This window comes from uncultured Agrobacterium sp., from assembly GCA_913777615.1.
In the GTDB taxonomy this organism is placed as follows: domain Bacteria; phylum Pseudomonadota; class Alphaproteobacteria; order Rhizobiales; family Rhizobiaceae; genus Agrobacterium.
Genome location: CAJYTK010000018.1, coordinates 36,888 through 49,946 on the forward strand (window position 1 = coordinate 36,888; position 13,059 = coordinate 49,946).

13 protein-coding genes are annotated in these 13,059 nt (G+C 57.0%); 7 read left to right on the forward strand and 6 right to left on the reverse strand.

Annotated elements, in window-relative coordinates:
- The 5 genes from nrdR to QZ862_RS16820 all read right to left on the reverse strand — a co-directional run bounded on the left by nrdR (position 1) and on the right by QZ862_RS16820 (position 4,787).
- The gene (gene nrdR / locus QZ862_RS16800) at positions 1-480 is read right to left on the reverse strand and encodes a transcriptional regulator NrdR (RefSeq protein ID WP_296013887.1); all 480 of its coding nucleotides are present in this window, start codon (positions 478-480) and stop codon (positions 1-3) included.
- 12 nt (positions 481-492) lie between these two features.
- On the reverse strand, positions 493-1,782 hold the full coding sequence (gene glyA / locus QZ862_RS16805) for a serine hydroxymethyltransferase (RefSeq protein WP_296038337.1): 1,290 nt from the start codon (positions 1,780-1,782) through the stop codon (positions 493-495).
- 188 nt (positions 1,783-1,970) lie between these two features.
- Positions 1,971-3,302 (reverse strand): murein L,D-transpeptidase, encoded by a 1,332-nt coding sequence (locus QZ862_RS16810; protein ID WP_296101073.1) that lies wholly within the window; start codon positions 3,300-3,302, stop codon positions 1,971-1,973.
- Between the two features lie 305 nt (positions 3,303-3,607).
- Positions 3,608-4,117: a winged helix DNA-binding protein gene (locus QZ862_RS16815; RefSeq protein WP_186330162.1), complete on the reverse strand. Its 510-nt coding sequence runs from the start codon at positions 4,115-4,117 to the stop codon at positions 3,608-3,610.
- A 232-nt stretch (positions 4,118-4,349) separates the two neighbouring features.
- Positions 4,350-4,787: a DUF6163 family protein gene (locus QZ862_RS16820; protein ID WP_296013891.1), complete on the reverse strand. Its 438-nt coding sequence runs from the start codon at positions 4,785-4,787 to the stop codon at positions 4,350-4,352.
- A 333-nt stretch (positions 4,788-5,120) separates the two neighbouring features.
- On the opposite strand from QZ862_RS16820, the gene hemB reads away from it, so the two are divergent.
- The 5 genes from hemB (at position 5,121) to QZ862_RS16845 (ending at position 8,211) form a co-directional block, all read left to right on the forward strand.
- Complete coding sequence (gene hemB / locus QZ862_RS16825; protein ID WP_296013892.1) at positions 5,121-6,134, forward strand: porphobilinogen synthase; 1,014 nt, start codon at positions 5,121-5,123, stop codon at positions 6,132-6,134.
- 64 nt (positions 6,135-6,198) lie between these two features.
- Positions 6,199-6,657 carry an RDD family protein gene (locus tag QZ862_RS16830; RefSeq protein ID WP_296038344.1) on the forward strand — a complete coding sequence of 153 codons (459 nt, stop codon included), beginning with the start codon at positions 6,199-6,201 and terminating at the stop codon, positions 6,655-6,657.
- 124 nt (positions 6,658-6,781) lie between these two features.
- Entirely contained in the window at positions 6,782-7,540 is a 759-nt protein-coding gene (locus tag QZ862_RS16835; RefSeq protein ID WP_296038347.1) for an arginyltransferase, read from the forward strand.
- 59 nt (positions 7,541-7,599) lie between these two features.
- A complete protein-coding gene (locus QZ862_RS16840) occupies positions 7,600-7,821 on the forward strand; it encodes an AbrB/MazE/SpoVT family DNA-binding domain-containing protein (RefSeq protein ID WP_062600515.1) in 222 nt (73 codons plus the stop codon).
- A gap of 3 nt (positions 7,822-7,824) precedes the next feature.
- A complete protein-coding gene (locus QZ862_RS16845) occupies positions 7,825-8,211 on the forward strand; it encodes a type II toxin-antitoxin system death-on-curing family toxin (RefSeq protein WP_296101112.1) in 387 nt (128 codons plus the stop codon).
- A gap of 45 nt (positions 8,212-8,256) precedes the next feature.
- Here the strand turns inward: QZ862_RS16845 and parC are convergent, their stop codons facing one another.
- A complete protein-coding gene (gene parC, locus QZ862_RS16850; RefSeq protein WP_296101074.1) occupies positions 8,257-10,512 on the reverse strand; it encodes a DNA topoisomerase IV subunit A in 2,256 nt (751 codons plus the stop codon).
- A gap of 225 nt (positions 10,513-10,737) precedes the next feature.
- On the opposite strand from parC, the gene QZ862_RS16855 reads away from it, so the two are divergent.
- Together QZ862_RS16855 and pdxY are read left to right on the forward strand one after the other, a co-directional pair.
- Complete coding sequence (locus QZ862_RS16855; RefSeq protein ID WP_296038353.1) at positions 10,738-11,928, forward strand: hypothetical protein; 1,191 nt, start codon at positions 10,738-10,740, stop codon at positions 11,926-11,928.
- 229 nt (positions 11,929-12,157) lie between these two features.
- Positions 12,158-13,033 (forward strand): pyridoxal kinase PdxY, encoded by an 876-nt coding sequence (gene pdxY / locus QZ862_RS16860; protein WP_296101075.1) that lies wholly within the window; start codon positions 12,158-12,160, stop codon positions 13,031-13,033.
- The last annotated feature ends 26 nt before the right edge of the window (positions 13,034-13,059 follow it).

The window sequence follows — 13,059 nt, forward strand, 5'->3', positions numbered from 1 at the left end:
TCAGGTCCCGGAATCTGTATCGCGGGCGATCTTGGCGTTGATTTCCGCAATCACGTTTTCGAAATCCTCGGCGTGAGAGAAATCGCGGTACACCGAGGCGTAGCGAACGAACGCCACATCATCCAGGCTTTTGAGGGCTTCCAGCACCTGGAGGCCGATTTCTTCCGACGAGATTTCGGTTTCGCCAGAGCTTTCCAGCCGCCGAACGATGCCGGAAACGGCGCGCTCGATACGGTCGCGATCGACCGGGCGCTTGCGAAGTGCGATCTCGAAAGATCGTACAAGCTTCTCCCGGTCGAATGCCAGCTTGCGGCCGCTCTTCTTGATAACCATCAACTCGCGCAACTGAACGCGCTCATAGGTGGTGAAACGGCCGCCGCAATCCGGGCAGATGCGCCGCCGGCGGATGGAGGTGTTATCCTCCGCCGGACGTGAGTCCTTGACCTGAGTGTCTTCAGAACCGCAGAAAGGGCAGCGCATCCAGTTGCTTTCTTACATGTAAGGGTACATCGGGAAACGATCGGTCAGTGCAACGACCTTCTCGCGTACAGTCGCTTCCACAGCGGCATTGCCTTCGTCGGAATTGGCAACCTTCAGACCGTCGAGAACTTCGACGATCAGCTTACCGATTTCGCGGAACTCGGCTTCCTTAAAGCCACGGGTCGTACCGGCCGGCGTGCCAAGGCGAATACCGGAGGTGACGAAAGGCTTTTCCGGGTCGAAAGGAATGCCGTTCTTGTTGCAAGTAATGTAGGCGCGGCCCAGTGCTGCTTCCGCACGCTTGCCAGTGGCGTTTTTCTTGCGAAGATCGACCAGCATCAGGTGGTTATCCGTGCCGCCGGAAACGACGTCAACGCCGCCTTCGATGAGCGTTTCGGACAGCGCCTTGGCGTTCTTGACGATCTGGGCTGCGTAATCTTTGAATTCCGGCTTCAGCGCTTCACCGAAGGCAACGGCCTTGGCGGCGATGACATGCATCAGCGGGCCACCCTGGAGGCCTGGGAAGACTGCCGAGTTGAACTTCTTGGCAAGATCTTCGTCGTTGGTCAGGATCATGCCGCCGCGCGGGCCGCGCAGAGACTTGTGCGTGGTCGTCGTGGCCACATGCGCATGCGGGAATGGTGAGGGATGCTGGCCACCGGCCACGAGACCGGCAATATGCGCCATGTCGACCATGAGATAGGCGCCGACTTCGTCTGCGATCTCGCGGAAGCGCTTCCAGTCCCAAACGCGGGAGTAGGCAGTGCCGCCAGCCAGAATGAGCTTCGGCTTGGTTTCCTTGGCCTTGCGTTCCACTTCGTCCATGTCGAGCAGGTTGTCGCCTTCACGAACGCCATAGGAGACGACGTTGAACCACTTGCCGGACATGTTGACCGGCGAACCGTGGGTCAAGTGTCCTCCCGAATTCAGGTCGAGACCCATGAACGTATCGCCCGGCTGCAACAGCGCGAGGAAAACGGCCTGGTTCATCTGCGAACCGGAGTTCGGCTGAACGTTGGCAAAGTTGACGCCGAACAGCTTCTTTGCGCGGTCGATGGCAAGCTCTTCGGCGATATCGACGAACTGGCAGCCGCCATAATAGCGCTTGCCGGGGTAACCTTCCGCATACTTGTTGGTCATGATCGAGCCTTGGGCTTCAAGCACGGCGCGGGACACGATGTTTTCCGAGGCAATCAGCTCGATCTCGTGACGCTGGCGACCCAGCTCCTTCTCGATCGCGCCAAAGATATCCGGATCGATTTCGGCAAGCGGCTTGGAGAAGAAGGCATCTGTGTTCGACATGATGAAGGCTCCTGAAACAGTAATGCGATGGCGTCTTAGCGCTCCACCCGTATAAGAGCAATAAGCGCAGCGAGATTTGACCGTCAAACTGCGACGTCCTGCATAAAAAATGCAAAATGCGCGACATTGACCAAATAAAAAAGCCGCGCTCGATAGAGCACGGCTTCCTGAACTTTTGTGGTCAGCGATTAGTTGCGCGGCAATAGATCCTCGCCGATGGAGCCGGAAGGCTGCTCCTGGGTGTTGGTCGTGTTCAACGCCAGTTCGGCATTGCCGTCATTGCCGTAGATATCGTCGCGGAACTGCACCACGCCGTCCTTCGCAGACCATGCAGTGATATAGACGAAGTAGACCGGGATTTCGGTGGAGAGTTTGATCGGCGTGTTGACGCGGCTTGCAATGACGCGCTCGATTTCCTGGCGCGACCAGCCGGGCGTGTCACGCAGCATCCAACTCGTCAGGTCGCGCACGTTCTGCACACGCACGCAACCGGAGGATTCGAAGCGCATCAGCTTGTTGAACAGGCCCTGCTGCGGCGTGTCGTGCATGTATTCGTTGTTCGGGTTGTGGAAGTTGATCTTGGTCGAGGACATGGCGTTGTTTTTGCCGGGGTCCTGACGGAACATCAGGTTCGGTGCCTTGGGCGCAAACCAGTCGACCGTCTGAGGCGACACTTCCTGGCCACGACCATCCAAAAGACGGATGTTGTTGCGCTCCAGATAGGTCGGGTCCTTCTGCATCAGCGGAACGATGTCTTTCTCGACGATCGAGCGCGGAGCCGTCCAGTATGGATTGAGAATAATCTCGTAAATCTTGGAGTTGATGATGTGCGTCGGGCGGCTGGCGCGGCCCACGACTGCCGTATTGCGCAGAACCACGCGATTGTTCTCGACAGCTTCGATCGAGGCAGCCGGGATATTCACCATCACGTGGCGCTGGCCGAGGTCGCCAGCCATCGTCTGAATGCGGATAAGGTTGGTCTGCAACTGCGCCATGCGCAGCTGCGCAGAAACGTTCAGCGCCTTAAGCGTATATTCGCCGATCACGCCGTCTGCCGGAAGGCCGTGGCGCGCCTGGAACCGCTTGAGCGCACCATCGACGTAAGAATCGAAGGCGCTGGAAATACCCGCTTCGCGCGGCAAGTCACCCGAAACCATCAAACGCTGGCGAAGCGCCTGGACGGACGGATCGCTGACGCCGATCTGCAGACGCTGCTGGCTTGACGGCACTTCCGGCCAGCCACCATTGGAGACGATCTGCTGATACTGCATGATCGCCTGTTGCATATAGGCGGGCGCCTCGGGGCCAAGGACCGGATTGTTGGAAACCACGCCAACGGCCGAGCGCGAAGAGTTCGCATCGAACTGATCGTCCCAGTTGCCGCGGCGCGACGATCCGATCAGATCGTTGAACGCGTCCTGCGCCAGCGCAGGTGCTGCCAGCGCGACAGCGCCGAGCGAAACGGCGGAGCGCAGCATGGCGCGGCGAGAGAGCAATTCGGGAACGGATTTCTTAGTCATTCTACCTACCAGCCAATTCGTCAGGCAACCTTGTGGATGCCTAGAACAACATGATTAACAAACGTTTTCGGACGCCTGCCGGCAGGAAATACTTCATGCGAAATCAAAACTGACGCATCATGCGATGATGGAAGAGACCGCCGGCTCCCTCGCTTTGGCGGTCCCATACCAATATGGCCAATTCGTGTCACCTTTACACTGCTCACGAAGCTGTGTCGCCCGGCCTTTTCAACGTGAACCGCACAAAAATGCAACAAGCCGGACGCGCTTGCGCATCCGGCTTTGCAAAATGGCTAGCGCCAAGCTTAGAGGCGGTAAGCGATAGAGTCATTCCAGAAGCGATCCAGGCGCTGCAGCAGTTTGTTCATTTCGGCAAATTCGCCGGTGCCGATGCCGCCGACCTTTTCGATCGAGCCGATGTGGCGCTCATAGAGACGAGCAACCGTTTCGGCGATGTCCTGGCCCTTGTCGGTGAGCGAAATGCGAACGGAGCGGCGGTCGATGCGCGAGCGCTGGTGGTTGATGAAGCCGAGGTCGACCAGCTTCTTGACGTTGTAGGAAACATTCGAGCCGAGATAGTAACCACGCGAACGAAGCTCGCCGGCGGTCAGTTCGGAGGTGCCGATGTTGAAGAGGAGCAGCGCCTGAACGGCGTTGACGTCATCACGGCCCTGACGGTCGAACTCGTCCTTGATGACATCGAGAAGGCGGCGGTGCAGGCGTTCGACCAGGTGGAGAGACTCCATGTAGAGCGAACGGATGGCTTCTTCCTGTACGTCGGTTACAACTGCCTGTGGCTTTGCTTTGCTATTGATCATGACTGCCTCACTGTTTGTTTGGCGGTGTTGATTTTGTTTCCCGCCTTGAGGACAAACCTAAGCAATGCGCATAAAATTCTACTTAAAATGCATCATTAACGAGTGGTTACCGCACACCAGCGCCTGGAAGCCAATGCACCAGAGGAATAGAGATCGATTTGCGACGTCCAACAAATTCAATCACTTGCGCCGATAAAAACGTGAAAATCGCGCCGAAACAGCTTTATTATTATGGTGAATCAATTCTTGCGCGCTCGTCATTTTGACGCGCATCCAGCCAGAAAGCGATCTGAAATAGTATATAAATGGTTGCTACAACACAGTGCATGACGGGAACCAGAGTGTTGCTGCCGAAGATGTTGGGCCAGACCTTATACATAGCGATCTGCGCACCGGCGCCGATAACCCAGATGACCGCACCCCAGGACACACCGAGCCAAAGACCAAGCGCTGCAACAGGAAAGACGACGGCGAGGCCCGTGCCTGCGACACGCCAGGGCAGATTGAGCATGTCGAAACGGGCATGACCGCTTAGCGAATAGCCGGTCAGCATTGCCCAGTACTGCAGCCCGAACCAGAAACACGAGGCCGCCACCAGTCTGAGAAAGACGAGATAGAGGATTTCGGTCAGCGGCATTTTAGGCGAGGTTGGAGAATCAGGTTCCATGCGGCGAAGATACGTTTGCCGGGCCCAGTCTGCCAATCGATAAATGCGCAAGGCCACAGCCCTCTTCAGCGAGGGGGAGTTCAACCTTTTTTGCGCCGCCGCAATGCCTGGACATGAAACGTCATCGCGATAGAGCAGCGCCCAGTATTTTCGGCCACACTGTGGGTCACAGCGTCGCATTCGCATCCTGTTTCCCTTATGGTATGCCCTAAGCACATTCTGGCGTTCGATCACAGCAGGCTAGACGCCTGGCTTCAACCATTCAGACGCAAACACCATGAGAGAGCCGGGTCGGTGGACTTTGTACGCCGGACAGACTCCAAAGGAAAAGACATGACCGACAAAACCCATTTGGTAGATCACATCACCGGCCACCGCCGCATGCGCCGCATCCGCAAGGCGGACTGGACGCGCAGGCTCGTTCGCGAGAACCAGTTGACGGCGGACGATCTGATCTGGCCGGTCTTCGTGGTTCCCGGCACGAATATCATCGATCCCATTCCAGCCATGCCGGGCGTCAATCGCATGAGCGTCGATAAACTCGTGGAGGCGGTGAAGGAAGCAGCCGATCTCGGGATTCCCGCCATAGCGACTTTCCCCAATATCGAAATGGACCTTCGCGACGAAACAGGCTCGCAGGTGCTGGAAGCCAATAACCTGATCAACCAGGCAACGGCTGCAATCAAGAAGGCGGTTCCCAATATAGGCGTTATTACCGATGTGGCGCTCGATCCCTTTACCAGTCACGGCCATGACGGAATTTTGCGCGGTGACGATATTGTCAACGATGAGACCGTCGATCAGGTGGTGAGAGCGGCCATCATGCAGGCGGATGCGGGGGCGGATATCATCGCACCCTCGGAGATGATGGACGGGCGCATCGGTGCCATTCGTCGTGGGCTGGATGCGGCGGGCCACCAGAGTGTCGGCATCATGTCCTATGCGACGAAATTCTCTTCCGGATTTTATGGTCCCTATCGCGAGGCTATCTCCACGAGCGGCCTGCTGAAGGGCGACAAGAACAGTTATTATATCAGCCCGGCCAATGGCACCGAAGCGATGCGCGACGCGGCGCTTGACGTTGAAGAAGGCGCAGACATGCTCATGGTAAAGCCCGGTCTTCCCTACCTCGACATCTGCTGGCGCCTCAAAGAAGCGTTCGGCCTCCCGACCTTCGCCTATCAGGTGTCAGGAGAATATTCGCAGGTGAAGGCAGCGGCGATGAATGGCTGGATCGACGGCGACCGGGTGATGATGGAAACGCTGCTCTGCTTCAAGCGCGCCGGATGCGATGGGATTCTCACCTACTTCGCCGTCGACGTGGCGAAGAAGCTCGCAAAAGGCTGAAGGGCGAGCTCATTGTATTTGCGGTGGTCCAACCCATATCTTTGTTGAAAAGGAGAAACCGCCCATGAGCTTCAACCCGAACCCGACATATGTGCCGACAGAGGACTGGCGCGCCTATAGCGGCGTCCTGAGCCGCCGAGTCGTTGCATTCATCATCGACTACATGATGGTGCTCCTTCTGTGCATTCCGGCAGCGGTGATCGTGTTCTTTCTGGGTGTCATTACACTTGGCTTAGTCTGGATGCTCTTTCCGGCGTTGTTCTTTATCGTGGCGATCCTGTATTTCGGGATGACGCTTGGCAGTTCGGCGCAGGCCACGCCTGGTATGCGGATGGCAGGTATTCAGATGGCGCGGCTTGACGGCGGCCGGATCGACTTCCTGATTTCGACCGCGCATATTGTTCTCTTCTGGGTGATCAATTCGATTCTGACGCCGTTCATCCTTCTCGCAGGCCTCTTCACCGAGCGATCCAGACTGGTTCACGACTTTCTTCTCGGAACGGTTACGGTCAGAACACGATGACGATATGCTGAGGCCGCTTCGGCGGCTTCAATTTTATTGACAGATCTCTTCGAGAGTTGACGTTTTCCGCCTTTTTGTCATTCTGACCGAGAAGGCTGATTTGCGAAGGGAGCGATTGGGTTCGATGAACACGCAGACGACGCCTTCGCCGCAATTTTACCTCACCGCACCGGCGACCTGCCCCTATCTTCCGAACCAGTTGGAGCGGAAGGTTTTCACACATCTGGTGGGTCCACGTGCGCCGGAAATGAACGATCTCTTGACCCAGGGCGGCTTCCGTCGTTCCCAAAACATCGCCTACCGCCCGGCCTGCGAGAATTGTCGCGCCTGTGTGTCCGTCAGGATCCTGGCCGATGGGTTCACGCCGACGAAGTCGATGCGGCGTGTATTGTCGATCAATAGTGATCTCGTGGCGACGGTCCACCGGGCTGAACCTTCCACCGAGCAATTCTCGCTCTTTCGCCGCTACCTCGATCATCGTCATACATCAGGAGGCATGTCGGATATGTCGGCACTCGATTACGCGGTGATGGTGGAAGACACCCACGTCAATACGCGCATCATCGAGTACCGAAAGCGAGAGCCGGGCGCGGGTATCGACGACAGCAAGCGCGGAGAACTGATCGCTGTCGCTCTTACCGACCTGATGGGCGATGGCCTCTCCATGGTCTATTCCTTCTTCAATCCGGAACTTGAGAAACGCTCGCTCGGCACCTTCATGATTCTGGATCACATTGCCCGCACCCGCACGCTTGGCCTGCCCCATGTGTACTTGGGCTATTGGGTCGATGGCTCGGACAAGATGGGATATAAGACACGCTACCATCCCCAAGAGCATCTAACGCCGCGCGGCTGGGAATTATACACGCCAGAAACCGTTTGACCCTGCAATGCCACGTCTGTCACACCATGTTATAACAACGTTATAACGGAGTGTTCGAGATAAATGTGACGGTTCGCAAGATTGGCAATTCGGAAGGGATCATCATCCCGAAAGAGGTTCTGGAAAGCCTTGGAGTAAAGGCTGGCGATGCTATAAGCCTCGAAAGAAAAGAAGGTGAATGGCACATCCGGCCAGCAGATGAGGCCTTTACGCGGCAGTTAGAGCACGCGCGGATCTTCATGGACAAATATAAGGTCGCTTTGAAGAAGCTGGCAGAATGACGGATTTCGTTTTTCTCGACGGCAAACTTGTTGCAACTGCACCACATGCAAATTGAGCACTTTGGCGGAAGCCACGGGCTTAGGAACGGTGCATTGCTCGATTCTGCGCTCAATAGGCCTATCAACGAAGCTGGCTACGGATGCAACGATGTCTGCGAACTCGCGGCAGCCTATCTATTGGGCCTTGCGAGGAACCACCCTTTTGTTGATGGCAATAAGAGAATCGCGATCGTGACGACCGGCGTTTTCTTGATGGACAACGGCTTCATGTTGGAAACGGATGACGCCAAGCTTTACGCGTTTGTCATGGCTGTGGCGGCAGGCGAAATTGACGAAGAGGGGATAACCCGCTTCCTAAAAGACCACGTTACCCCACTGACAAGCATCTGATGACCTGCGCCGTCGCAAAACCGCTATACGGTTTTGCGACGTCCTTTAGCCGCCGAACTTCCCACTGCGCGGAAAGCCCTTCGGAACGCTGCGGCCGACACCGGCGCGATCACCCATCCATTCAAGCAGCTCGTCCCCGACCTTGGAGAAGGAGCGACCGGCGCTGTCTTCCCAAGACAGACCGGTGGCGATCGTGAAGCACTTCACATCCGAGACGCCGCCATCCTTGTAACGCTGCAGGCGGACACCCTTGCCGCGCGACATTTCCGGCACTTGCGACAATGGGAAGGTCAGCATCTTGCGGTTCTCGCCGACGACAGCGACGTGATCGCCGATGACGGGCACCACCAGCTTCGTTTCATCCGGCATAGAAACGTTCATGATCTGCTTGCCCTTGCGGGTGTTGGCGACCATTTCCGTTTCCGGGATGACAAAGCCATTGCCGCCGGTCGAGACGATCAGCAGCTTGCGGGAAGCATCGTGGACGAAGGCGGTCAGGATATCCTGATCATTCTCCATATCCACCATGATGCGCACAGGCTCACCATGGCCGCGGCCGCCGGGGAGCTTGTCGGCGCCCAACGTATAGGCCTTGCCGCCCGTGGTTAGGAGCAGCAGCTTATCGGTCGTCTGCGCCGGGAACGCCAGCTTAGGCCCGTCGCCTTCCTTGAAGGTCAGGCTTGACGTGTCCGACATGTGACCCTTCAACGCTCTGATCCAGCCCTTCTGCGAGATGACGATCGTGACCGGTTCCTTCTCGATCATCGCTTGCTGAATGGCTTCGATATCGGCGTTCGGGGCATCGGCGAACTGTGTCCGGCGTCGGCCAAGTTCTGTTGCCTTCGCGTACTTCTTCTTGACCTCGCCGATCTCCCAGGAGACCGCCTGCCACTGCTTCTCATCGGATGCCAGGAGAGACTCGATCTCGCCCTTCTCCTTGGTGAGTTCGTCGAACTCCGTGCGGATCTCGAATTCTTCCAGCTTGCGCAGAGAGCGAAGGCGCATATTGAGAATGGCTTCGGCCTGATTATCCGTCAGCCCGAACCGCGCCATCATGACAGGCTTCGGCTCATCCTCTTCGCGGATGATGCGGATGATCTCATCGATATTGAGATAGGCGATCAGCAGGCCGCCGAGAATTTCCAGTCGACGGTCGATGGCTGCCAGTCGGAATCTTGAGCGGCGAACAAGCACGTCCTTGCGATGCGCCAGCCACTCGGTGAGCACCTCGTTCAATGCCATCACCTTCGGCACACGACCAAGCGACAGCACGTTCATATTCAGCGGAATGCGGCTTTCGAGATCGGACAGACGGAACAGCGATTCCATCAGCAGCGTCGCGTCCACGGTACGGTTCTTTGGCACCAGGACGATACGAACATCTTCGGCGGATTCGTCGCGCACGTCTTCCAGAAGCGGCAGCTTGCGGGCAAGCAGCAGCTCGGCGATCTTTTCGATCAGGCGCGACTTCTGCACCTGGAACGGAATTTCGGTTACGACGATCTGGTAACCGCCACGCCCCAGATCTTCCGTTTCCCACTTGGCACGAACGCGGAAACCGCCGCGACCTGTCTTGTAGGCCTCGAGAATGTTTTCGCGGCTTTCGATGATGATGCCGCCCGTCGGCAGATCGGGACCGGGGATGAATTCCAGCAGCGTCTCGACGCTCGCATCCGGATGCTTGATCAGATGAAGGGCCGCATCACAGATTTCATGGGCATTGTGCGGCGGAATGGACGTCGCCATACCCACCGCGATACCGGAGGAACCGTTTGCCAAAAGGTTCGGGAAGGCGCCAGGCATAACGACCGGCTCTTCGTCTTCCTCGTTATAGGTCGGGCGAAAATCGACTGCGTCTTGCTCGATCCCTTCCAGGAGCAGGGCCGCGACGTCTGTCATCCGCGCTTCGGTGTAACGCATGGCAGCCGCGCCATCGCCGTCGATATTGCCGAAGTTCCCCTGGCCATCGACCAGTGGGTAACGAATGGCAAAATCCTGAGACAGCCGCACGAGAGCGTCGTAGATCGACGCATCGCCATGAGGGTGGAACTTACCCATGACATCGCCGACGATACGAGCGCATTTCTTGAACGCGGAATTGGGACGGATGCCCATTTCGCTCATGGCATGGACGATGCGTCGATGAACGGGCTTCAAGCCGTCACGAACATCCGGAAGTGCGCGATGCATGATGGTCGATAGCGCATAGGCAAGGTAGCGCTCTTCGAGCGCCGCCTTCAAATCGACCGGCACAATATGATCGTCATCCCCGCCTGATGGCGGAACAGAATTTTTTCCCATGGCGTCTGCCTATCGGAAATAGGCGCTCCGGGCAAGAAATCCGGGCTTTCTGCGCTGTGGATGACAGGCGTTAAGCCTATATTTCCATACAATCTTGTTTTTGTGCCGCAATTCAGCCATTCGTTGCGCAGTACCACTTCGGTCAATCGCGCTCGTGCTGCAGCTATGGACACGTGGCGTGGCTATTGTTGTTGCGGATGTTCGCACCTTAAGGGAAGAAACAGAATGAGACTTGAAACGACACGGAATTTTCTGTTTGCCAGCGCGGCCGTACTGGCATTTGCGTCCCCGGCTTTTGCCCTGGACGGCGCCGATGTGCTGAAGAAAATAAATGCTGCCTATCGCATGCAGGGCGCGGAAATCACCGCCAAGTCCATCGCCACAAACGGTGACAATGTCACACTATCGGGCGTCATCATCGGCAACGCCGCAGGCCCGGCGCAGCAGCTTCCGATCGGCAACATCACGCTCGAAGGCGTCGAAGAAAACAATGGCGGTTACACCATTGAGAAGATGGGTTTCGAGAACGTCAACTATGCCAAAGAAAAGTTAGCGATCACCGTTGACGACATCTACATGACCGGCGTCGTGGCTCCAGCTGAGGCGACGGCAAATACAATTGATGGCATGCTGTTTTACGACGAGGCCCATACCGGCCCGGCCTCGATCAAGATCGACGGCAAGGAAGCGTTCTCGATCGCCGAGAGCAATGTTACGCTGACCAAGAGCGAAGATGGCGGCACGCTCAGCTTCGATCTCACGGCAGAGGGCTTCAAGGGCGATCTGAGCGGCGCCAAGGATCCGAAAACGAAAGAAGCGATCGACGCGCTGCAGCTGAACTCGCTCAGTGGCGTTTTTACCATGAGCGGCTCCTGGGAAGTGGCACCCGGAACGATCAATGTCGACCAATATGCCATCGACCTCGAGAATGTCGGTCGCCTGGATATGAGCTTCAGCATCTCCGGCTATACGCTGGCTTTCCTCAAGTCGATGCAAGACGCCGTAAACGCGAAAGAGGCCAACCCCAACAAGGAACAGGCCGATCAGGCTTTCGGTCTTGCAATGCTTGGTCTCATGCAGCAGCTGACATTCAATAATGCCAAGATCAGCTTCGATGATGCCGGCATCACCAAGCGCGGCATCGATTACGCCGCCAAGGAGCAGAGCACGACGAGCGAGCAGCTTTCGCAGATGATCAAGGGCATGGCCCCGCTGATGGTCGCGCAGCTCAACATTCCGGAATTGCAGAATGCAGTTTCTGCAGCCGTGAACACCTATGTCGACGATCCGAAGAACTTCACGATTTCGGCGGCACCGGCGAAGCCCGTTCCATTCCCGATGATTATGGGTGCGGCGATGGGCGCCCCGAACACCATCCCGAGCGTTCTCGGCGTCACCGTGACAGCCAACGAATAGTCTCTCAAGAAAGCCCCGGATTGATCCTCCGGGGCTTTTTCACCAAACGCCGCTGGCAAGCAGGACTTCAGTGAGATGTCTGGCGGTTGGCTCCGCGCATCAAAACACGGAACGACGCCTGATCTTGCGCGCGCGGGTCGCGCCCTTTAAAACCCTTGAAACTTCTAGACCTCTGTTTAAGGCAGAAGAGGAATGTCCTTTCCTGCTCTTCCAATATGGAATGACCTTCGTGCAAGACAATATCAGCGGCTCCGTCATCGTCGTTTCCAGCCATGTGATGCGCGGCTCGGTCGGCAATCGAGCGGCCGTTTTCGGTCTGGAGACGCTTGGTTTTCCTGTCTGGGCCGTTCCCACAATCGTCATGCCATGGCACCCAGGCCAAGGACCGTCCACCCGCCTGCGTTTTGACGGCGAGGCCTTCGACGCTGCCATGGGCGATCTGGCTGCATCGAAATGGCGCGGCGAAGTCAAGGCGGTTCTGACCGGCTATTTCGGCAGCGCCGATCAGGTACGTTCCGTTGCTCGTCTGATCCGAAAATTGAGAGAGAACAATCCCGATCTGATCTATGTCTGCGACCCTGTCATGGGGGATAAGGGCGGGCTCTATGTTCCTATCGAAACAGCAGAAGCCATCCGCGACGAGCTTGTACCGCTTGCTACCGTTTCCACACCCAATCGCTATGAGCTGGCCTGGATGAGTGGTGCTGCGCTCGACACCAATACCGAAATCATGGATGCGGCCCTGGCGCTCGGCCCACCCAAAATGCTCGTCACCTCCGCCGTTCCAATGATGGCAAACGGCATTGGCAATCTGTTTCTCAGCGGCCGCCATGCGCTGCTTGCCGAACACCGCGCCATCGATAATGTGCCGAACGGACTTGGCGACCTGCTTGCCGCAGTCTTTCTCGCCCGTATGCTTCAGGGCGTGGATGACGAAAAGGCGTTACAGCTGGCAACCGCTAGTGTCTTCGAAATTCTGGCCCGCACCATGAAGCGTGGCGCCAACGAGCTGACCCTCGAGACCGACGCATCCAGTCTGTCCACACCCATGGCGATGGTTCAGATGCGCCATCTCTTGCATCCTGCTCGCGGCAAGGGCAAATAGCGGACGAATTCATGCGCCTTATGAGA

What these genes read in the sequence shown, in the direction of transcription:
- nrdR (WP_296013887.1), bottom strand. Translation starts at nt 480, where the DNA reads ATGCGCTGCCCTTTCTGCGGTTCTGAAGACACTCAGGTCAAGGACTCA.
- glyA (WP_296038337.1), bottom strand. Translation starts at nt 1,782, where the DNA reads ATGTCGAACACAGATGCCTTCTTCTCCAAGCCGCTTGCCGAAATCGAT.
- QZ862_RS16810 (WP_296101073.1), bottom strand. Translation starts at nt 3,302, where the DNA reads ATGACTAAGAAATCCGTTCCCGAATTGCTCTCTCGCCGCGCCATGCTG.
- QZ862_RS16820 (WP_296013891.1), bottom strand. Translation starts at nt 4,787, where the DNA reads ATGGAACCTGATTCTCCAACCTCGCCTAAAATGCCGCTGACCGAAATC.
- hemB (WP_296013892.1), top strand. Translation starts at nt 5,121, where the DNA reads ATGACCGACAAAACCCATTTGGTAGATCACATCACCGGCCACCGCCGC.
- QZ862_RS16830 (WP_296038344.1), top strand. Translation starts at nt 6,199, where the DNA reads ATGAGCTTCAACCCGAACCCGACATATGTGCCGACAGAGGACTGGCGC.
- QZ862_RS16835 (WP_296038347.1), top strand. Translation starts at nt 6,782, where the DNA reads ATGAACACGCAGACGACGCCTTCGCCGCAATTTTACCTCACCGCACCG.
- parC (WP_296101074.1), bottom strand. Translation starts at nt 10,512, where the DNA reads ATGGGAAAAAATTCTGTTCCGCCATCAGGCGGGGATGACGATCATATT.
- QZ862_RS16855 (WP_296038353.1), top strand. Translation starts at nt 10,738, where the DNA reads ATGAGACTTGAAACGACACGGAATTTTCTGTTTGCCAGCGCGGCCGTA.